Origin of the sequence: Nocardia brevicatena NBRC 12119 (assembly GCF_000308495.1) — a bacterium.
GTDB lineage: Bacteria > Actinomycetota > Actinomycetes > Mycobacteriales > Mycobacteriaceae > Nocardia > Nocardia brevicatena.
The window spans coordinates 34,165-53,747 of sequence record NZ_BAFU01000072.1 but is presented as its reverse complement, the minus strand read 5'-3'; the positions used below and the strand labels follow the sequence as shown (position 1 = coordinate 53,747).

Sequence of the window (19,583 nt, the reverse complement as noted above, 5' to 3'; positions counted from 1 at the left end):
GGCCGGATCCGGGGCGGGTCCCGATCATCGGGGTGAGGCGTCCGAGAAGGTGGCGGCCGGGGCTGGTTACTCGGGCTTTCTCTCTGTGTGCCGCCGCTGTGTGGCATCGCTTCGGCCGGTTCGGATCCGGGAAGGCCCCGACCGTCGGGGTGAGTGTCCGAGAAGGTGGGCCGGTGCCATCCTCGCAGGGTGGGTTCGAATCCTATGGTGCGGGATCGTGCTTCTTTGTAGTCGGTGGGGCGGCTCGGCCGATCGGGGCGCAGGCGTCGCTCAGAGTTTACGGAGGCGGATTCTGTTGATGCTGTGGTCGGAATCCTTGCGGAGGACCAGAGTGGCGCGGGGGCGGGTGGGGAGAATGTTCTCCACCAGATTGGGACGGTTGGTCGAGTTCCAGATGTCCTTGGCGGCCGATGTTGCCTCGGAATCGGTGAAGCGGGCGTAGTGGTGGAAATGGGCTTTGGGGTCGGCGAAGCCGGTCTTGCGCAGGCTGAGAAACCGCTGTACGTACCAGTTCTCGATATCCTCGATACGGGCGTCGACATAGATGGAGAAGTCGAACAGGTCCGAGACCATCAGCCGCGGGCCGGTCTGCAACACGTTCAGCCCTTCGACGATGAGGATATCCGGCTGACGTACACAGTGGAATTCGTTGGGAACGATATCGTAGGAGATATGTGAATACATCGGTGCGCACACCTCTGGGGCGCCCGATTTCACCTCCGTGACGAAACGCAGCAGTTTGCGCCGATCGTAGCTTTCCGGAAAACCCTTGCGGTGCATGATGCCGCGTCGGGTGAGTTCGGCCGTGGGGTGGAGGAATCCGTCGGTGGTGACCAGGTCCACCCGGGGATGGTGGTCCCAGCGGGCCAACAGCGCCTGCAGGACGCGCGCGGTGGTGGATTTGCCCACCGCGACGCTGCCCGCGACCCCGATCACGAAGGGAACCTGTTTGTCGGGGTGTGTCTCTCCCAAGAAGGTGGCGGTCGCGGCGAACAACCGCTGTTTCGCGGCGACCTGCAGGTGAATGAGTCGGGCGAGCGGAAGGTAGACCTCGGCGACCTCTTCCAGGTCGATCTGCTCACCCAGCCCGCGCAGGCCGATCAGTTCTTCTTCGGTGAGCACAAGGGGAGTCGATTTGCGCAGCGTGCGCCACTGTTTCCGGTCGAATTCCACATACGGGCTCGGCTCGTTCGCTTTCGCCATTTACCCAGCGCTCCGCTCCGCCGAACATGCACAGTGGCCGTGCTGTTGTTGTGAGATGCGGTCCGTCTGTGCCCTCATGGCTGAATTCTGCGCCCCGTGCGGATTCGCCCGTAAAAGGGGGTCCATTATCCGCTGATCACCCGTAACCCCACCACCTCTCTACCTCGCCCGAAACACCCGTCCACCTCCCCTTTCCATATCCAATCCCCCCGCTCCCACACCGCCGAACTCCGGTTCGAAAGGCTCTATCCGGGTGGCTGGGCCACAAGATCCCGACCCCGCGCCGTGGGGGGCGTCGATACCGCTTTCATGGACTGTCCCCCAGTGGTGGAGGCCTGCCCCGCGTCCGCACCGATCGGAGCGACCTCATGACCAGTGGTACCCGCACTGGAATGAATGCCCAGATCACGCGAGTGAAGCAGAGCCGGGATCAGCCCGATGACGCTTCTCGGACGTGCCACCCCGGTGGTCGGGCCTGTCCCGGGTGCGGTTCGTCCAGAGCGATATCGCGCAGCGGCGGCACGCGGGGATAGAGCCCGTCGACAGGTCCGGTAGGCACCTTCTCGGACACCTCACTCCGGCGGTCGGGGCCCGCCCTGGTCTGGGCCGACCGGAGCGCCGTCGCGTCGGCGGCGGCGCGGAGGGAGGGAAGACCCGGGCCACGAGGGCCCTGACCCGCGCCGCCGGAGGCGGCGCCATCGAACATAGACTCCGCTGCATGGAAGCGCATCCCCTCGTGATCGAATATCTGCGGCTCGGCCTGGCCTTCGACCGTCTCGAAGAGGGTTTCGTCGACGCCTACACCGGTGACCCGCGGTTGCGCCGCGAGGTGGAGGACGCGCCCGCACCGGAACCGCGCGAGCTGGCCCGCCGGGCGGCTGCGCTGCGCTCGGAACTGCCCTCCGCCGGGCTTCCCCCGCAGCGGGCCGAGTTCCTGGACGTGCATCTGCGGGCCCTGGAGTGCTCGGGTCGTAAGTTCGCCGGTGATGAGATCGGTTTCGTGGACGAGGTCCACGCCTATTTCGATGTGGAGATCAGCGCGGGCGATCCCGAGGACTACCGTGACGCGCACCGCAAAATGGACGAGGTGCTCGCCGGTGACGGCTCGTTGCCGGAGCGGATGGCGGCGCACCGCCGCGCCGACGAGATACCGCCGGAACGGTTGTCGGCCTGTGTGGAGGCGTTCTCCGGTGCGCTGCGGGAATTGGTGCGTGCACGGTACCCGCTGCCGGACCACGAGCACGTCACCTACGAGGTGGTCGGCGACAAGCCCTGGTCCGGGTTCAACTACTACCAGGGCAATTACCGCTCGACGGTGGCGATCAACTCCGATCTGCGCCAGCATATGGCGAATCTGCCGCGGTTGATCGCGCACGAGGCGTATCCGGGTCATCACACCGAGCACTGCCGCAAGGAGGCCGGTTTGGTCACGGCGGGACAGGCCGAACAGACACTGTTCCTGGTCAACACCCCCCAGTGTCTGATGGCGGAGGGTTTGGCGGATCTGGCGTTGCGTTCGATCGTCGGTCCGGGCTGGGGTGTGTGGGCCCAGGAGATCTACGCCGATCTGGGCCTGCGGTTCGACGGGGAACGCGCCGAACGGCTGGCGGAGGCGTCGGCGCAGTTGCTCGGCGTGCGGCAGGACGCCGCGCTGATGCTGCACGATCAGGGCCGTGACCCCGACGAGGTGGCGGAGTTCCTGCAGCGCTGGAACCTGGCCTCGCCCAATCGCGCCCGCCAGTCGCTGCGTTTCCTGTCCTCCCCGCTGTGGCGGGCCTACATCAGCACCTACGTGGAGGGCTACCGGCTGCTCGGCGGGTGGCTGGCCCGGGCCACCGACGCCGACGACCGCGCGGAGCGGTTCCGCCGGCTGCTCGATGAACCGCTCACCCCGGGCGCTGTCCGCGCCATGTGCTGACGTCTGCGGGGCGTCGTCGAAACGGTGTGCCCCGTCGGCCGACCGGACCGCGGTATCCGGGCCCGCGGTCCGCCGGGGCCGTGCCGAACGCCCTGATCAGCCGAGTAGCTCGTGCGGGAGTTCGGCGGAGAAGGTGACCGCCCTACGGGACAGCGTGTACAGGAGCTGGGCGAGCATTGGAAGAAACGAAATCATGATCACTTCTGTAGTGGGGGGAACTGGGAACCGGTAGGCATAACCGGGTGTGACGAACAATACGGTGCGATGCGCCTCTCCGCCTGTCGAAACCGGCCCAACCCGATGCCGGCCCGTTCATTCGAAGCTCATAGACTGGCCGGGTGACGCAGACGACCGCTTCTGTCAATACCCAGTCTCTCGGTGAACTCGACCCCGAGGTCGCTGCCGCGATGGCAGGAGAGCTCGCTCGCGAGCGCGACACCCTGGAGATGATCGCCTCGGAGAATTTCGTCCCGCGAGCGGTGCTGCAGGCGCAGGGCAGCGTGCTCACCAACAAGTATGCCGAGGGCTATCCGGGCCGGCGCTACTACGGCGGCTGCGAGCACGTCGATGTGGTCGAGACACTCGCCCGCGAGCGCGCCGAGGAACTGTTCGGCGCGGAGTTCGCCAATGTCCAGCCGCATTCGGGGGCTCAGGCCAATGCGGCGGTGCTGATGGCGCTGATGGACCCGGGCGATCGGCTGCTGGGTCTGGATCTGGCACATGGTGGCCATCTCACCCACGGGATGCGGTTGAACTTCTCCGGCAAGCTGTACGAGGTGCATTCGTACGGGGTCTCCAAGGAAGACCACCGGATCGATATGGACGAGGTGCGCGAGACCGCACGGGAAGCTCGGCCGAAGGTGATCGTGGCCGGGTGGTCGGCCTATCCGCGGCATCAGGATTTCGCGGCGTTCCGCGAGATCGCCGACGAGGTGGGCGCCTATCTGTGGGTGGATATGGCGCATTTCGCCGGGCTGGTCGCGGCCGGTGTGCACCCGTCGCCGGTGCCCTACGCAGATGTCGTCTCCTCCACCGTGCACAAGACTCTCGGCGGTCCCCGCTCCGGTCTGATCCTGGCCAAAGAGGATTTCGCGAAGAAACTCAACAGCTCGGTGTTCCCGGGCCAGCAGGGCGGCCCGCTCATGCACGTCATCGCGGCCAAGGCGGTCGCATTCAAGATCGCGGGCAGCGCCGAGTTCGCCGAACGGCAACAGCGCACCCTCTCCGGCGCGAAGATTCTCGCCGAACGACTCACCGGTGCCGACGTGGTCGACAAGGGCGTCAGTGTGCTCACCGGAGGCACCGACGTGCACCTGGTACTGGTCGACCTTCGTAACTCCGATATCGATGGCCGGCAGGGCGAGGACCTGCTGCACGAGATCGGTATCACGGTCAACCGCAATGCCGTTCCATTCGATCCGCGTCCCCCGATGGTCACTTCGGGCCTGCGTATCGGTACGGCGGCACTGGCCACCCGTGGTTTCGGTGACGAGGAGTTCACCGAGGTGGCGGATATCATCGCCGGCGCTCTGACGGGTAGGGCCGACGCTGATGCCCTGCGCGGTCGGGTCCGCAAATTGGCCGCCGACTTCCCGCTCTACCAGGGGCTGGAGGACTGGAACCTGCTCGGCTGACCCGTGTCCGCTCGCTCGCCACGTTCCGCTGTCGTCGACGCCGCTTCGGTCTATGCGGGGCGGCGTCGATTCGACGAGCGTGGTCTCATGAGAGCGGGGTCGCCGCGGGTCCGTTACTGCCGGGGAGACGGGGTGTCGATATCGCCCGCGAGCAGGGCCGGATAGTCGCGCAGGTCGATATTGTCCTTGGCGTCCGCCGCGTACCGGTCCATCAGGTCGAATAGGCGTGAGCCGAGGAACCGGTCGCGGAGGTGGATGCCGTAGCGGGTTTTGGGGGCGAGGAACCGGCCGGGGTTGCTGTTGCCCGCGAGTTTGGCGTAGTCGCGCATGATCTCCTCGTAGCGGGCGAAGGCCACGGTGTGGTCGCCGCCGGTGACGGCGAGTTCGCCGGCGAGGACGTAGGCTCCGACGATCGCGAGCCCGGTTCCGAAACCGGCCAGGGTGTTCCCGTACGCCGCGTCGCCGACCAGCGCCACCCGCCCGGAGACGTAGGTGCGCATGCGCACCTGGGCGAGGGCGGCCAGGTAGAAGTTCTCGTAGTGCGCCATCTCCGCGAGCATCTCCGGTACCTTCCACCCGACGTCGGCGAAGGCCTCGGTGAGGATGCGTCGCTGCGCGGTTTCGTCGTCGCGGGCATAGGAGAGTTCGGGTGCGGCGAACATGTACATCTGCTCGGCCGCCGGTCCGCCGCTGATCGCGAGTCTGCCGGGGGCGTTGTGCGCATGGGCGACCGCGTGGCCGGGGCCGTCCGTGTTCTGGCTTCGGGTCTCCGGGGTGGCGATGCAGTAGTAGTAACCGCGGTGACGGACAAAATCCCGTTCGGGCCCGAATGCCGATGCGCGTACCCGTGAGTGGATGCCGTCGGCGCCGAATACGAGGTCGAAGGTTCGGGCCGGCCCCTGTTCGAACTCCACCGCGACACCTTCGGCGGTTCGGGTGAGCGCGCTGATCGAGTCGCCGAAGACATAGGCGCAGTTCTCGGCGGTCCGGTCATACATGATCTCGGCCAGGTCGCCGCGCAGTATCTCGATGTCTCCGCCGGTGAAATCGCCGGACAGGGTCGCGCGGCGGTTGCCCGCTTCGTCCACGAACACCATATCGGCGCCACCGGTTTGTCGCGCCAGGACCGTGTCGAGGATGCCCATGCGCTCCAGCACCGTGCGGTGGGTCTGGCCTTTGAAGTCGACAGCCTGGCCGCCGGGGCGTGGCGCGGGTGCGCGTTCGACGACGGTGACATCGAATCCGTAGCGGTTCAGCCAGTAGGCGAGGGCGGGGCCGGCGATGCTCGCGCCGGAGATCAGGACGGTCTTGTTACGCATGGTCGCTCCATTCCGAAAACTGCGTCCATCAGTATCTGTTTCCAGCGGACGCAGAAGAGCGTATGGTAGACACAGTTTCGACGTCAACCCATTTGGTCGGAAGGGAGCTGCGATGCCTGCTCCGAGCGTTGTCGAGCTGCTGTGGGGTACCGGGCGGCAGCCGCGGCGCGGGCCGAAACCCTCGCTGTCGACGGAAGCCATCGTCGGCGCGGCCATCGAACTGGCCGACGCGGAAGGCATGGGCGGGGTATCGATGCAACGGGTGGCCGAACGTCTCGGCTACACCAAGATGTCGCTGTATCGGTATGTCCCCGGCAAGGCCGAACTCGCCGCGCTGATGCTGGAGGCGGCGATGGGGGCGCCACCGGACCTGACCGCGGCGCAACCGGTTTCCGAGGAGGCGCCGTGGCGGGCCGGGTTGCGCGCCTGGGCCGAGGAGATCTTCCGGCGCTACCGCGCCCACCCGTGGACGCTGGAACTATCCACCGGTGTCCGCCCCATGGGCCCGCACGAACTCGGATGGCTGGAGGCAGCGCTCGGTGCGCTGGCCGCGACGCCGCTCACCGGCCCGGAGCGGCTGGACACCGTCGTCGTACTCAACGGCCATGTGCGGAGTCTGGTGCAGCAGATGAGGGTCGGTGGCACCGATGGACTGGAGGAACGTCTGGTCGGGCAGATGGCGGAGGTGATGGTGGCCGCCGGGGACCGCTATCCCGAGGTGACCGCGGCCATGCGGGAACAATCCGCCGGTGAATCGGCTCGTGACGACGCACTGAACTTCGGTATCGACCGCATCCTCGACGGTCTGGAGGCGCTCATCGATCGTCGTGGGCATTAGCCGCCCGGCGATCGGACACCCGGTCGGTCGAGATTGGCCTACCCTCGGTTCATGACCGAAAAGGACGTGGATCAGGACGCGAGCACCACGGTGCGGGAGTTCTTCAACGCCATGGAACTGGGCGCGGTCTCCGAGGCGCTGGAGCTGGTGCATCCGGATATCGTCTGGAAGAACACCTCGCTGCCGGATGTGCGCGGCTTCGACCGGGTCGCCAAACTGCTGCGCGGTCTCAATCGCGATCGGTTCGGATTCGCCGCCGAAATGCATCATATCGCCGCTCAGGGCGATATCGTGCTCACCGACCGCACCGATATCCTGCGCTTCGGCCCGGTCCGTATCTCCTTCTGGGTCGCCGGCACCTTCGAATTGCGGGACGGCCGAATCATCTTGTGGCACGACCATTTCAGCTGGGAGAACTTCCTGCGCGGTACGGTGGTCGGTCTGGTGCGGGCGGTGCTGGGCCGATGAGGTGACGGTACGGTCGCCCGCCCGGCGCGATCGGGCGTTCTTCTTCGAGTAGTTGTCCGGTGGGGCATTATCGAAGTGATCCACATCACCTATAACGGAGTGTGGGTATCAGTCTTCGATTCGCCAGGAGCAAGCGCTATGACCTATGCAAAGCCAGGAGCCGACGGCAGCATCGTGAGCTACGCCGACCGATACGACAATTTCATCGGTGGTGAATGGACCGCCCCGGTCGAAGGCCGGTACTTCGACAACCCGTCCCCGATCGACGGGGAGAAATTCTGTGAAGTGGCCCGTTCCTCCGCCGCCGACGTCGATCTCGCCCTGGACGCCGCGCATGCCGCCGCCGACGCCTGGGGTGCCACCTCGACCACCGAGCGCGCCAATATCCTCAATAAGATCGCCGATCGGATCGAGGAGAACCTCGAGGCCCTTGCGGTGGCCGAGACCTGGGAAAACGGCAAACCCGTCCGGGAGGCCAAGGCCGCCGACCTGCCGCTGGCCGTCGACCACTTCCGCTATTTCGCCGGCGCCATTCGCGCCCAGGAGGGCGGGATCAGTGAGATCGACTCCGACACCGTCGCCTACCACTTCCACGAACCCCTCGGCGTGGTCGGGCAGATCATCCCGTGGAACTTCCCCATCCTGATGGCCACCTGGAAGCTGGCGCCCGCGCTGGCGGCCGGCAACGCGGTGGTGCTCAAACCCGCCGAACAGACCCCGGCCTCCATCATGAAGGTGGTGGAGCTGATCGCCGATCTGCTGCCGCCGGGCGTGCTGAACGTGGTCAATGGGTTCGGCGTGGAAACCGGTAAACCACTGGCCTCGAGCCCGCGGGTGGCCAAGGTGGCATTCACCGGCGAGACCACCACCGGGCGGCTGATCATGCAGTACGCCAGCGAGAACATCATCCCGGTCACCCTGGAACTGGGCGGTAAGAGCCCGAATATCTTCCTGCCCGATGTCATGGCCGCCGACGACGAATTCCTCGACAAGGCGGTCGAAGGGTTCGTGATGTTCGCGCTGAACCAGGGCGAGGTGTGCACCTGCCCGTCGCGCGCGCTCATCCACTCGTCCATCTACGACGAGTTCATGGCACGCTGTATCGCGCGGACCGAGGCCATCAAGGGCGGCAACCCGCTCGACGACGAGACCATGATCGGCGCGCAGGCCAGTAACGATCAGTACGAGAAGATCCTGTCCTACATCGATATCGGTGTGCAGGAGGGCGCCGAGGTGCTCACCGGCGGCGGCCCGCGCAAGGTGGAAGTCTTCCCGAACGGCTACTACATCCAGCCCACCGTGTTCTCCGGCAGCAATGACATGCGGATCTTCCAGGAGGAGATCTTCGGCCCGGTCGTCGCGGTGACCAGGTTCGACTCCCCGGAAGAGGCGCTGAAGATCGCCAACGACACCCTCTACGGTCTCGGCGCCGGTGTCTGGACCCGGGACGGCAACACCGCCTACCGGCTGGGTCGCGGAATCAAGGCGGGCCGGGTGTGGACCAACTGCTATCACGCCTATCCGGCGCACGCGGCGTTCGGCGGATACAAGAAGTCCGGTATCGGGCGGGAGAACCACGCCAAGATGCTCGACCACTATCAGCAGACCAAGAACCTTCTGGTCAGCTACTCGCCCCAGAAGCTCGGTTTCTTCTGATGACGGAACCGTCCTCCGGACCGAACCGGGTGGAACTCACCGAATCGGCGGCGCGGCTGCTGCGCGAACTGATCGAACGGCACGGAGCGGTGATGTTCCACCAATCCGGCGGGTGCTGCGACGGCAGCTCCCCCATGTGCTACCCGCGCGGTGAGTTCCGGGTGGGTGCCTCGGATGTGCTGTTGGGTCGGGTCGACGCCGATACGCCGTTCTGGATGAATGCCGACCAGTACGAATACTGGAAACACACCCATCTCACGGTGGATGTAGTGCCCGGCCGGGGTAGCGGGTTCTCGTTGGAGGCGCCGGAAGGGGTCCGGTTCCTCATCCGTTCCCGGCTGTTCACCGACGAGGAGTCCGCCGTATTGGATGCGGCGCCGCCCCCGCCGACCGGGGCCGCGGTCGCCGAATGAGCGGGTGCCTGCCGCATGACGAGCGCGGCAGGCACCACCCCCGGCTGTCATATCGGCCCGCCGAATCGGCGCACCGGCTGTAGGCCGTGCGGCGGCTCAGGAGCGGCCGGTCAGGTAGTCGAGGTAGAACGGACGCAGCGCATCCGCGAGCTCCCCGTCACCGGCGTGGATGTAGTCGTCGATGAGCGGGACGACCCATTTGATATCGGCTTCACTCTCACCCACCCGCCCCGCGGTCGCCTCGGCGGCGGGGATACGGGTGAGGAGTTCCCAGAGGAACTTGATATCGGCGTGGCGCACGGCCTGCTTGACCGCCCGGTCGTGCAGCTCCTTGGAGGAGAGTTTCTCGAGCTCTGCGTTACCGCCCATAGCGTGACTCTAATCTGTACGGGCTCGGTGTCCAGGGTACTTCCGGTCGAAAGCCGTGTGCTTCATCACTTCAGGGCTCCAGGTACAGACCTTCGCAGGGCAGCCGGATGCACTCGAAGATCGCATTACACGATGAATATGATGCGTTTACGCGACGCAAGTGCCTGATCGATGCGCGTAAGGCTATCGGTAAAACCCAGGAGCGGGTTCTTCGGATGTAGCCCATTTTGTCAACTCGTTCGTGCCCTCTCGCCGGAGGGGTCACGTGAGTTCATTCTTCATTCGGCCGAGGTCCGGAGAGCGCGAGCGAAGGGCCCGGACAGTGGAGTCGACTGTTGACCCCACCGGATTTTGTTTTCTGCCAGGGATATTCCGCACTGCACCGGGTTTCCCGGCTCGCAAACCCGAGTTTCATCGTCGGACGATCTGGGAATAATCGAGCTCATCGATGAGGTCGCGGCCACGAGCAACGTTATGCGAGACCGCCATATCGGCCGCTCCGAGGGTCGGCCTCGGTCGTCGTCACCGGCGGTTCGCCGTCCTCTCCTTCCAGGTCGCACCGGCTATTTTCTCGGAGTCTTCGTCTTCGGCTCCGAATGCGTTGGCCGCGTCGCGTGCCCGGGCGCTACCGAACTCTGAGGATTTGTCCGATGCGGTCCCACCGGCTGCTGTGAACTTCTGGACAGACGATCGCGGACCGCCCGACACGCATCGGCCAATTTCCTACCGATCAACAACGCTGGCCCCCAGAATCCAGGCGTCGCGCGAGTTGGCCCGGCGCATGGTGGGAAGCTTCCCGCAAAGGGGTGCTCGAGCTGGTTCTGTCCGATCCGCCGAGGGCTGGGAATCGCCGCTGCGCGGCACTACCACGTCCGGTGATGTTGTGCTGCTATAGGTGTATGGGTGATGAAACGGTGACGCCACCGCGTGGCTTCCGGGTGAAACGCGTCTACGACGAGCCCGACACGGACGATGGGCACCGAGTGTTGGTCGACCGGTTGTGGCCGCGTGGGTTGAAGAAGTCCGAGGCCCGGATCGAGGAGTGGGCGAAGGATGTCACACCGTCCACCGAGTTGCGGCGCTGGTTTCATGCGGACTCGGACGGGCGGCGCGATGCGTTCGCCGATCGGTATACCGATGAGCTGTCCGGTTCCGCGGCGCGGGAGTAGCTGGGACGGCTGCGGGAACTCGCGGCGAACGATCCGCCGGTCACCTTGCTGACGGCGGTGAAGGAACCGGAGCGCAGCCACCTGCCGGTACTGCTCGACCGGTTGCGCGAGTGAGCGAGGCGAAATCCTTCGCTGAAATATCGCCAGTTCACACTTTGCCGGTCACTGCTCGATAACAGGCGCTGATCAGCGGAAACGTCGGTCGACATCGAGTCGTTAACGACGAATTCACCGACACGGTTTCCCGTCTCCGGGCGCGTCACACCCAAACGCAGGTAGTTTCGATGTGGCGGGCCGCGTCGGTGTGGCTCGTTCGGGAGGTCCTGACCGTGACTGAGCAACTCAGTACGAAGGGGCCGGCACCCGGCCCTCATGGTGGTTGACGTTCGCGTCGACACCATCAGGACCGACCGGCCCAGCGAGACTGTCTGTGTGGGTGCCGCGCAGACGATAGGAGCCTACCGTGACTGCTGCACGCTCCGTATCCGCTTCCACGGCGATCTCTCGCTCCCTCGAGAAAGGCACCAAGACCTTCGTTGTCGACACTTCGGTCCTGTTATCGGACCCGTGGTCGGTGACCCGGTTCGGCGAGCACCGGGTGGTGCTGCCGCTGGTTGTTATCAGCGAGCTCGAAGGCAAACGTCATCATCACGAGCTCGGCTGGTTTGCCAGGGAAGCGTTACGCATGCTCGACGACCTGCGGGTGCAGCACGGACGACTGGATCAGCCGTTGCCGATCGGTACCGAAGGCGGCACGCTGCATGTGGAGTTGAACCACACCGATCCTGCGGTGCTACCGGTGGGCTTCCGCACCGAGACCAACGATTCCCGCATCCTGGCCTGCGCGCTCAACCTCGCCGGTGAAGGCGAGGATGTGGTGTTGGTGTCGAAGGACATCCCGCTGCGGGTCAAGGCGAGCTCGGTGGGTCTGCGCGCCGAGGAATACCACGCCCAGGACGTGGTGACCTCCGGCTGGTCCGGTATGGCCGAAATCGACGTCGCGTCCGAACGCATCGACGCGCTCTACAGCGAATCGGTGATCGACCTGGACGAAGCGCGAGAACTGCCGTGCCACACCGGTATTCGCCTGCTGGGCCCGACCTCCAGCGCGTTGGGGCGGGTGACGCCGGACAAGCGGGTTCAGCTCGTCCGCGAACGGGAGGCGTTCGGGCTGCACGGGCGGTCCGCCGAACAGCGGATCGCGTTGGACCTGCTGCTCGACGAAAGTGTCGGCATCGTGTCCATGGGCGGCCGCGCGGGCACCGGCAAATCCGCGCTCGCGTTGACCGCCGGGCTGGAAGCGGTGCTGGAACGCCGCGCCCAGCGCAAAGTGGTGGTGTTCCGGCCGCTGTACGCCGTCGGCGGCCAGGATCTGGGTTATCTGCCCGGCACCGAGAGCGAGAAGATGGGGCCGTGGGCGCAGGCCGTCTTCGACACCCTCGACGGGCTGGCCAGCCGCGAGGTGATGGAGGAAGTGCTCAGCCGCGACATGCTGGAGGTGCTGCCACTGACCCATATCCGGGGCCGCTCCCTGCACGACTCCTTCGTCATCGTCGACGAGGCGCAGTCACTGGAACGCAATGTGCTGCTCACGGTGCTCAGCCGGTTGGGCACCGGGTCGCGGGTGGTACTCACCCACGATGTGGCCCAGCGGGACAACCTGCGCGTCGGCAGGCACGACGGTGTCGCCGCGGTGATCGAGAAACTCAAGGGCCATCCCTTGTTCGCCCATATCACCCTGACCCGTAGTGAACGCTCGCCGATCGCCGCGTTGGTCACGGAGATGCTGGAGGAATACGGCCCCAACGTCTGACCGACAACCGGGTGGCCCACCACGGCGTTTCGCCCGTGGTCGGCCACCCACCGGTGGTATCTCACCAGCGGAACCAGGATATGACGGTCCTGCGAATACCGGTGTCGGCGGGATCGGCGGTACCCGTAGTCGCCACTGCGCGGATCGGCCCGTCGGCCTATCGAACTGCCACACCAGCTCGCCGAGTCTGCGATAATTAACGGTGGAGGATAATTCTGGTTGAAAGCGTGCGGATGCGAAGAATATGGACGAATACACGCCGACCACGGTCGCTCTTTACGATATAGGCTCCTCGGAACCACGACGGGTGGCCGAGTTCAAATTGACATCCGAGGGCATCGTGACGCTCACCGTCCTCGATTCCAACGGATGCCTGCTCGCTGAGCGGTGGTTCACCCGCGGCATCAGAGTTTACGACCCGGCTGTATGGATCAGACCCGACACGGGACGGCGGTTCTTGCGCGCATTGCTCCAATTGCCCGGTATGGGATACTACCGGGTGGTTGACGAAACCCCACAGTGAGGGACAGCGTCACACCGGTTCTGCGTGACCTTGCCCACCGTCTTACCGGGACGTTGGACCTGGGAACACGATGGGCCGGGCATACGTACCGTCGCACCAGTGAGACCGTGCGTTTCGGTGTGCGCAGTAATCATGGCACCGATACCATGGCGGCCGACCGTCTGCGCGACCAGCCCAGGACAGTGCTGACACCGCATCCGATGCGGGCGGCCCCTGAGCGAGACTGGAAATATCGGCCGAGCGAAGTCGAGTTGGCGATGCGGGCGCGCAGGCTCATCACCCAGGCCGAATTCCCTGGCGATATTCGGGGCCGGGTCGAGATGAGTTCCACCACGGTGCGATTGTTCCGCTCGGATGATGGAAAGCTGTATATCCTCAAACCCATCAGTGGTGAAAACAACCCCGCCATCGGCGAAATAATCCACCCAGCACTCGCCTTCATGAGGTCCCCCGGTGCACTCACGAATAGGGAGATCGCGGCGTACCGAGTCAGCGAACTACTCGGATTCAAGGTGGTGCCGCCGACGGCCTGGACCGATGGTGTGATCGGCCTCGACGGTAGACAGCGCTATCCCGGAATGATTCAGCAATTCGTCGAATCGGATCCCGCCAGAGAACCGAGAGACTACCCTGTAGAACAACAACAGCAGGTCGCGGTTCTCGACTATATTATCGGGGCGCTCGACCGCGGGCCTCAGAACTGGCGCACGGTTGATCGCGGCACGCACTTGGACGTCGTCGCCATCGACCATGGCAGGTCGTTCCCTTTATCGATACAGCCACTCAAGGTAGCCATCTACTCCGATTTCGTCGCGGCGCAGAAGGGCCAGACACTTGTGCCCGAAGTTCTGCGGGGTGTGAAGAACGTGGACATGGCTCGGTTTCAGGCAGCTCTCGGAGACGCCGGTCTGCAACCCAATGCCATCGCCGGGGCGGTCGCACGGCTGAAAGAGCTTCAGGAGCTCGAGAAGATCCCTTGATGTCTTCTGCGTGACAATGATATAGGGCGACGTTCCCCGGTTTCGTAGAGCGTGTGCGGTCTGTCGACAGACAGGTGCCCGACAGCGCTATTAGGGTCGGATCTTATGGAGGAGACGCAGTACCGCATCGAATACGACACCATGGGCGAGGTTCGCGTTCCCGTGAACGCGCTGTGGCGGGCCCAGACGCAGCGGGCGGTGGAGAACTTCCCGATCAGCGGGTACGGCCTGGAACGCGCCCAGATCCGGGCGCTCGGTCTGCTCAAGGCCGCCTGCGCCACGGTCAATCGTGACCTCGGGTTGCTTCCCAGGGACAAGGCGAACGCGATCATCGTCGCGGCGAACGAGATCGCCGACGGCCGCCATGACGACCAGTTCCCGATCGATGTCTTCCAGACCGGTTCGGGTACCAGCTCGAATATGAACGCCAACGAGGTGATCGCCTCGATCGCCGCGGCCAACGGTGTCACCGTGCATCCGAACGACGATGTGAACATGTCGCAGTCGTCCAACGACACCTTCCCCACGGCCACCCATCTGGCCGCCACCGAGGCGGTCATCACCGAACTCGTTCCCGCGTTGGAACATCTGCGGTTGGCGCTGTTGGACAAATCGGTGGAATGGCGCACGGTGGTGAAGTCCGGCCGCACCCATCTGATGGACGCGGTGCCGGTGACACTCGGCCAGGAGTTCGGCGGTTACACCCGGCAGATCGCCGCCGGTATGGAACGCCTCATGGCGACACTGCCGCGACTGGGCGAACTGCCCATCGGCGGCACCGCGGTGGGCACCGGCCTCAACGCTCCGACGGGCTTCGGGGCGAGGGTCGTCGCGGAATTGGTGCGCGCCACCGGTCTCGATGCGCTGCGTGAGGCCCAGGACCATTTCGAGGCGCAGGCGGCGCGCGACGGTCTGGTCGAAGTGTCGGGTGCGCTGCGCACCGTGGCGGTGAGCCTGACCAAGATAGCCAACGATATCCGTTGGATGGGATCCGGACCGCTGACCGGGCTGGCCGAACTGCGGCTGCCGGACCTGCAGCCGGGTAGCTCCATCATGCCCGGCAAGGTGAATCCGGTACTACCCGAGGCGGTTACCCAGGTCGCCGCGCAGGTGGTCGGCAACGACGCGGCCGTCGCGTTCGCGGGTGCGGGCGGGCATTTCGAGCTGAACGTCTACATCCCGGTGATGGCGCGCAATGTGCTCGAGTCCATCCGGCTGCTGGCCGCGGTCGCGCGGCTGTTCGCCGACCGGTGCGTTCGAGGGCTGGTCGCGGAGACCGAACGGCTGCGCGCATTGGCCGAATCGTCGCCGTCCATTGTGACGCCGCTGAATTCCGCCATCGGCTACGAGGAAGCCGCGGCGGTCGCGAAGGAGGCGTTGAAGGAGAAGAAGACCATCCGGCAGACGGTGCTCGACCGTGGGCTGATCTCCGACCGGCTGACCGAGGAGGAACTCGACCGACGTCTCGACGTGCTGTCCATGACCAGAGTCGAAGACCAGGACTGAACCCACCCGACCGCGTCCCACCGCGAAGTAGCGCAATCGAATATCACCCATTCGTCTCCGAACCGGCGGGCATGACCCCGCGCAGCCGCCAGGCGGCGCAATCGAACACAGCGACCCGTCAGGGCCGCGACCCCGCGCCGTCGGAGGCGGCGCAATGGGAGACCAGCTCGGCGCGGGCTGCCTCGCCGGCCTCGCCCAGGTCGGTGCGGGTGAACACATTCCATTCGGTCAACAGTGGCGTGAAAACCAGCTCGCCCTGTTTCGCCGGATCGTAGATACCGGCCTCGGCCAACGCCTGATCGGTGCTGCGCCCGTCGGGCAGGGTGAAGGACGGCACCCGGAAGGCGGCGATCCGGTCGGCGACAGCGCGCATGGCCTGATCCGGCGCCTGTTCGAAGGCGGCGCCGATGAGCTCGGCGAAGAACCGCGCCTGGAGTTCGTCGTCGGCCGCGATCCGCTCACTGATCGAGGTGACCAGCGGGTTTTCCCGCAGGGCCGCGGTATTGCGATGCCGGATGGCCGCGGCGGTCTCCTCGAGGGCGGCGGCGGCCAGTATATCGAGCAGATGCAGCGGCTTTCGGCGGAAACCGGCGGTCATCTCCGCCATGCGCAGCCGTTCTAATTCCACCGGGTCCACCGCGCGGGTGACCATGAGGTAGTTGCGGATCAGGATCGCGTGCCGGTTCTCCTCGGCGGTCCACCGGCCGACCCAGCGCCACCAGGGGCCGGTGCGCAGGTGTTTGCCCAGTTCCCGGTGGTAGGAGGGCAGATTGTCGGCGATCAGCACGCTGACGGTGAGCGCCAGTTTGGCGACCTCGCTCAGTTCGGACTGTTCGGGTTCCCAGTCGATGCCGCCGAGGAACGCGAAGTTGCGGGCGTCGTCCCAGGGGACATAGTCGTGCGGCTGCCACTCGACGGCCGCGTCGACGTGGCGGCGCAGAGCGATTTCCACCTCGACCGCGAGGGATTCCAGCAGTTCACGGTCGGTCAAGAGAGTTTGCACCCCCACAACCTAGTCGGTGTTCGCGAGGGGTGGGAGTCGGCAGGCCGTAGCAGTGTCCGGCCGATTCCCACCGTTACGTCGATCGTCCCTCCGCGGTGTTCGCCACGACGCTCGGACCGTGTCGGGGGGAGCGTGTCGGGCGCCGGTGCGGGCTCCTATTTCTCGGTGACCGTGGTGGAACGGTCCGTGGAGTTCCAGGTGATGGTGCCGCCCTGGAATTCGCTTTTCTTACCCTCGGGAGTGTTCTCCTCGTCGGAGGTCGGGAAGCCGAGTGGGCCGTCGGCGCCGCCGCTGCGCTCCCATTCTTCGCGGATATCCCCCCAGACGATGTGGGTGCCGGTCTCGTCGTTGAAGAAGACGCTGCCGCCGGTGAAGTCCTGATAGCGACCGCCGTTGGGGGCGACCTGTTCGGGGCCCTCCGGTAGGCCGAGGGTGCCGGAGGGACCGCCGTTCTCGTTGTACTTCTGGTAGATCGGACCGGAGACGCTGATCTCCTCACCGCCGGGTATCCGGACCTTGGTTTCGCCGGCTCCGGCGTTGGGGGTGGCGGTACCGGTGGCCGTGCCCTCGGCTCCGGTGGTTTCCGTGGGAGAGCCTTCGGCCGTGGTGCGTTCACCGGCCTTGCCGGGTGTGGTGCCGCCGGGAAGAACGGCCGAGGTCAGCGAGCCGACAGCGTCGGAAACCGATGAATCGTCGTCGCCGCAACCGGCCACGAGCAGGCCCGCGGCGGCGAGCGCGATGATGGATCCGGCCGAACGTCGAGCGAAGTGATCCATTGTCCGTCCTCTCGCGAGATGGCCGGCGCGATGGGGGATACAGCTCAGGTTCATCGCCCGGCTGAGGTGTGGCGGCAACGCCGCGACGGTTGGGAGGATTCGCCGCGGCGTTGCCGAAGAGGTAGTCGCGTGGGTTTGCCGCATAACTACCTGCCTCGAACCATATGCCAGGAATTTGCCATTCGAGCGAATTCGGCGGCCGAGTGTCGCGAGGGAGGAGCGGTTCAGGGCATGGGGGGCGCGGCGTGCTCGTCGCCGTGGAAATCGACCGAGGAGTATTCACGCAGTTTGGTCAACCGGTGGTAGGCGTCGATCATGCGCACCGTACCCGACTTCGACCGCATCACGATGGACTGCGTGGACGCGCCGCCGCCGAAGTAGCGCACGCCGCGCAGCAGGTCACCGTCGGTGACACCCGTGGCGCAGAAGAAGACGTTCTCCCCGGAGACCAGATCCTCGGTGAACAGCACCCGATCGAGGTCGTGGCCGGCGTCGATCGCCTTTTGCCGCTCCTCGTCGTCCTTGGGCGCCAGTTTGCCCTGCAGCGCGCCACCCATACACCGCATCGCCGCCGCGGCGATGATGCCCTCCGGGGTGCCGCCGATACCCACCAGGATGTCGGTGCCGGAGTCCGGCCGCGCGGCCGAGATGGCGCCGGCGACATCGCCGTCGGTGATCAGCCGGATACGCGCACCGGCTTCGCGCACCTGGTGGATCAGGTCGGCGTGCCGAGGGCGGTCCAGGATGCACACGGTGAGGTCGGACACCGAGGCCTTCTTGGCCTTGGCCACGCGGCGGATGTTCTCGCCGATCGGGATGGAGATATCGATGACATCGGCGACATCGGGGCCGACGGCGATCTTGTGCATGTAGAACACCGCCGACGGGTCGAACATGGCGCCGCGTTCGGCCACCGCGAGCACCGCGATGGCCCCCGGCGAGCCCTTCGACATGAGCGTGGTGCCGTCGATCGGGTCCACCGCGAAATCGACCTCGGGACCGGTGCCGTCTCCGACGAGTTCGCCGTTGTACAGCATGGGCGCCTCGTCCTTCTCACCCTCGCCGATCACCACGATGCCGCGCATGGAGACCGAGCTGACCAGTTGCCGCATGGCATCGACCGCAGCGCCGTCGCCGCCTTCTTTGTCACCGCGTCCCACCCAGCGACCGGCCGCCATGGCGCCCGCCTCGGTCACCCGGACCAGTTCGAGCGCGAGGTTGCGATCGGGCGCCTCGCGGCGGCTCGGTGCGGTCGATGATGCCGTCATTGCGGGGTGCCTCCTTGGCGTCGTGCGTACCGGACAATTGTCTCATCGCTTCGCCGTCTCCCGGCGCACACCTGGTACGCGAGTACCGGGGGCGGGGCCGCCCGCGGCGCGGCCGAGTGGATACTTGAGGCGTGTCGTACCAAAAGCCACGCATCCTGCACGACTATCGGGACCTGCTGCTCTCGCTGATCCCGCTGGTGCTGATCGCCGTGGTGTTCGCCGGTGCGGCCAGCCAGTGCAGCTTCTCCGCCGGTGGCCCCACCCAGGGCCCGGTTCCCAGCTTCGACGCCGCCGCCGCGCTGCGTTCGGACGCCGAGAATCTGTCGTTCCCGATCCGGGAACCGGAACTGCCCGCGAACTGGGCGCCCAACTCCGGCCGCCGCGACACCATCACCGAGGCGGGTGGCGGCACGGTGAGCACCATCGGCTATATCACTCCCCAGGGCACCTATATGCAGCTCAGCCAGAGCAATGCCACCGAGGAGGCGCTGGTCCGGCATATCGCCGATACCCGCTACGCGAGCGGCACGCAGCAGATCGGCGAACAGAAATGGGTCGTCTACGGCGACCCGGACACCGAACCCGCATGGGTTACCGACTTCGGTGATACCCGCGTTCTGATCCGCGGTGCCGGCGACGGTGACGCCTTCACCACCCTTGCCCGGGCCGTCACCGAGGCGCGGCCGCTGCGGAAGTAGGCCGCCCACCGGTATTCACGGCGCGGCGG

Annotated in this window: 18 protein-coding genes; 12 read left to right on the top strand and 6 right to left on the bottom strand. The window is 65.8% G+C overall.

The features are described from left to right. Positions 1–270: 270 nt before the first annotated feature. Entirely contained in the window at positions 271–1,203 is a 933-nt protein-coding gene (gene coaA / locus ON20_RS20960; RefSeq protein ID WP_040837910.1) for a type I pantothenate kinase, read from the bottom strand. A 718-nt stretch (positions 1,204–1,921) separates the two neighbouring features. Between coaA and ON20_RS20950 the strand changes: the two genes are divergently transcribed. After that, positions 1,922–3,121, top strand: a complete 1,200-nt coding sequence (locus tag ON20_RS20950; RefSeq protein WP_040837907.1) for a hypothetical protein — start codon at positions 1,922–1,924, stop codon at positions 3,119–3,121. A 338-nt stretch (positions 3,122–3,459) separates the two neighbouring features. Then, the gene (glyA, locus tag ON20_RS20945; protein ID WP_040837906.1) at positions 3,460–4,755 is read left to right on the top strand and encodes a serine hydroxymethyltransferase; all 1,296 of its coding nucleotides are present in this window, start codon (positions 3,460–3,462) and stop codon (positions 4,753–4,755) included. Positions 4,756–4,868: 113 nt separating this feature from the next. Here the strand turns inward: glyA and ON20_RS20940 are convergent, their stop codons facing one another. Continuing rightward, positions 4,869–6,074, bottom strand: a complete 1,206-nt coding sequence (locus tag ON20_RS20940; RefSeq protein ID WP_040837905.1) for an FAD-dependent monooxygenase — start codon at positions 6,072–6,074, stop codon at positions 4,869–4,871. A gap of 112 nt (positions 6,075–6,186) precedes the next feature. On the opposite strand from ON20_RS20940, the gene ON20_RS20935 reads away from it, so the two are divergent. The 4 genes from ON20_RS20935 (at position 6,187) to ON20_RS20920 (ending at position 9,449) form a co-directional block, all read left to right on the top strand. Next, a complete protein-coding gene (locus tag ON20_RS20935) occupies positions 6,187–6,912 on the top strand; it encodes a TetR/AcrR family transcriptional regulator (RefSeq protein ID WP_040837904.1) in 726 nt (241 codons plus the stop codon). A 51-nt stretch (positions 6,913–6,963) separates the two neighbouring features. After that, entirely contained in the window at positions 6,964–7,380 is a 417-nt protein-coding gene (locus ON20_RS20930; RefSeq protein WP_040837902.1) for a limonene-1,2-epoxide hydrolase family protein, read from the top strand. A gap of 138 nt (positions 7,381–7,518) precedes the next feature. Continuing rightward, entirely contained in the window at positions 7,519–9,036 is a 1,518-nt protein-coding gene (gene adh, locus ON20_RS20925; protein ID WP_040837900.1) for an aldehyde dehydrogenase, read from the top strand. Beyond that, a complete protein-coding gene (locus ON20_RS20920; RefSeq protein WP_040837898.1) occupies positions 9,036–9,449 on the top strand; it encodes a DUF779 domain-containing protein in 414 nt (137 codons plus the stop codon). The genes adh and ON20_RS20920 overlap by 1 nt, the downstream gene beginning before the upstream one ends. A 96-nt stretch (positions 9,450–9,545) precedes the next feature. Here ON20_RS20920 and ON20_RS20915 read toward each other — a convergent pair whose 3' ends face one another. Next, positions 9,546–9,818 carry a hypothetical protein gene (locus tag ON20_RS20915; protein WP_040837896.1) on the bottom strand — a complete coding sequence of 91 codons (273 nt, stop codon included), beginning with the start codon at positions 9,816–9,818 and terminating at the stop codon, positions 9,546–9,548. Positions 9,819–10,717: 899 nt separating this feature from the next. Here ON20_RS20915 and ON20_RS20910 point away from each other — a divergent pair. The 5 genes from ON20_RS20910 to ON20_RS20890 all read left to right on the top strand — a co-directional run bounded on the left by ON20_RS20910 (position 10,718) and on the right by ON20_RS20890 (position 15,809). Next, entirely contained in the window at positions 10,718–10,987 is a 270-nt protein-coding gene (locus tag ON20_RS20910) for a DUF488 domain-containing protein (protein ID WP_438803426.1), read from the top strand. Between the two features lie 463 nt (positions 10,988–11,450). Beyond that, complete coding sequence (phoH2, locus tag ON20_RS20905; RefSeq protein WP_083865110.1) at positions 11,451–12,800, top strand: RNA 5'-3' helicase PhoH2; 1,350 nt, start codon at positions 11,451–11,453, stop codon at positions 12,798–12,800. Between the two features lie 244 nt (positions 12,801–13,044). After that, positions 13,045–13,323, top strand: coding sequence for a hypothetical protein (locus ON20_RS20900; protein WP_040837895.1), 279 nt, complete (start codon positions 13,045–13,047; stop codon positions 13,321–13,323). 107 nt (positions 13,324–13,430) lie between these two features. Next, a complete protein-coding gene (locus ON20_RS20895; RefSeq protein ID WP_157228928.1) occupies positions 13,431–14,303 on the top strand; it encodes a protein kinase family protein in 873 nt (290 codons plus the stop codon). A gap of 105 nt (positions 14,304–14,408) precedes the next feature. Further along, complete coding sequence (locus tag ON20_RS20890; RefSeq protein ID WP_040837893.1) at positions 14,409–15,809, top strand: class II fumarate hydratase; 1,401 nt, start codon at positions 14,409–14,411, stop codon at positions 15,807–15,809. Between the two features lie 118 nt (positions 15,810–15,927). Here ON20_RS20890 and ON20_RS20885 read toward each other — a convergent pair whose 3' ends face one another. From ON20_RS20885 to glpX, 3 genes are all read right to left on the bottom strand, one after another. Continuing rightward, the gene (locus tag ON20_RS20885) at positions 15,928–16,812 is read right to left on the bottom strand and encodes an acyl-ACP desaturase (RefSeq protein WP_040837891.1); all 885 of its coding nucleotides are present in this window, start codon (positions 16,810–16,812) and stop codon (positions 15,928–15,930) included. Positions 16,813–16,967: 155 nt separating this feature from the next. Then, positions 16,968–17,588 carry an LGFP repeat-containing protein gene (locus tag ON20_RS20880; RefSeq protein ID WP_051162969.1) on the bottom strand — a complete coding sequence of 207 codons (621 nt, stop codon included), beginning with the start codon at positions 17,586–17,588 and terminating at the stop codon, positions 16,968–16,970. Between the two features lie 224 nt (positions 17,589–17,812). Further along, entirely contained in the window at positions 17,813–18,856 is a 1,044-nt protein-coding gene (glpX, locus tag ON20_RS20875) for a class II fructose-bisphosphatase (protein ID WP_040837890.1), read from the bottom strand. Between the two features lie 131 nt (positions 18,857–18,987). Here glpX and ON20_RS20870 point away from each other — a divergent pair, with 131 nt between their 5' ends. After that, positions 18,988–19,554, top strand: a complete 567-nt coding sequence (locus ON20_RS20870) for a DUF4245 domain-containing protein (RefSeq protein ID WP_040837889.1) — start codon at positions 18,988–18,990, stop codon at positions 19,552–19,554. The last annotated feature ends 29 nt before the right edge of the window (positions 19,555–19,583 follow it).

What these genes read in the sequence shown, in the direction of transcription:
- coaA (WP_040837910.1), bottom strand. Translation starts at nt 1,203, where the DNA reads ATGGCGAAAGCGAACGAGCCGAGCCCGTATGTGGAATTCGACCGGAAA.
- ON20_RS20950 (WP_040837907.1), top strand. Translation starts at nt 1,922, where the DNA reads ATGGAAGCGCATCCCCTCGTGATCGAATATCTGCGGCTCGGCCTGGCC.
- ON20_RS20940 (WP_040837905.1), bottom strand. Translation starts at nt 6,074, where the DNA reads ATGCGTAACAAGACCGTCCTGATCTCCGGCGCGAGCATCGCCGGCCCC.
- ON20_RS20935 (WP_040837904.1), top strand. Translation starts at nt 6,187, where the DNA reads ATGCCTGCTCCGAGCGTTGTCGAGCTGCTGTGGGGTACCGGGCGGCAG.
- ON20_RS20930 (WP_040837902.1), top strand. Translation starts at nt 6,964, where the DNA reads ATGACCGAAAAGGACGTGGATCAGGACGCGAGCACCACGGTGCGGGAG.
- adh (WP_040837900.1), top strand. Translation starts at nt 7,519, where the DNA reads ATGACCTATGCAAAGCCAGGAGCCGACGGCAGCATCGTGAGCTACGCC.
- ON20_RS20920 (WP_040837898.1), top strand. Translation starts at nt 9,036, where the DNA reads ATGACGGAACCGTCCTCCGGACCGAACCGGGTGGAACTCACCGAATCG.
- ON20_RS20915 (WP_040837896.1), bottom strand. Translation starts at nt 9,818, where the DNA reads ATGGGCGGTAACGCAGAGCTCGAGAAACTCTCCTCCAAGGAGCTGCAC.
- ON20_RS20910 (WP_438803426.1), top strand. Translation starts at nt 10,718, where the DNA reads ATGGGTGATGAAACGGTGACGCCACCGCGTGGCTTCCGGGTGAAACGC.
- ON20_RS20900 (WP_040837895.1), top strand. Translation starts at nt 13,045, where the DNA reads ATGGACGAATACACGCCGACCACGGTCGCTCTTTACGATATAGGCTCC.
- ON20_RS20890 (WP_040837893.1), top strand. Translation starts at nt 14,409, where the DNA reads ATGGAGGAGACGCAGTACCGCATCGAATACGACACCATGGGCGAGGTT.
- ON20_RS20880 (WP_051162969.1), bottom strand. Translation starts at nt 17,588, where the DNA reads ATGGATCACTTCGCTCGACGTTCGGCCGGATCCATCATCGCGCTCGCC.
- glpX (WP_040837890.1), bottom strand. Translation starts at nt 18,856, where the DNA reads ATGACGGCATCATCGACCGCACCGAGCCGCCGCGAGGCGCCCGATCGC.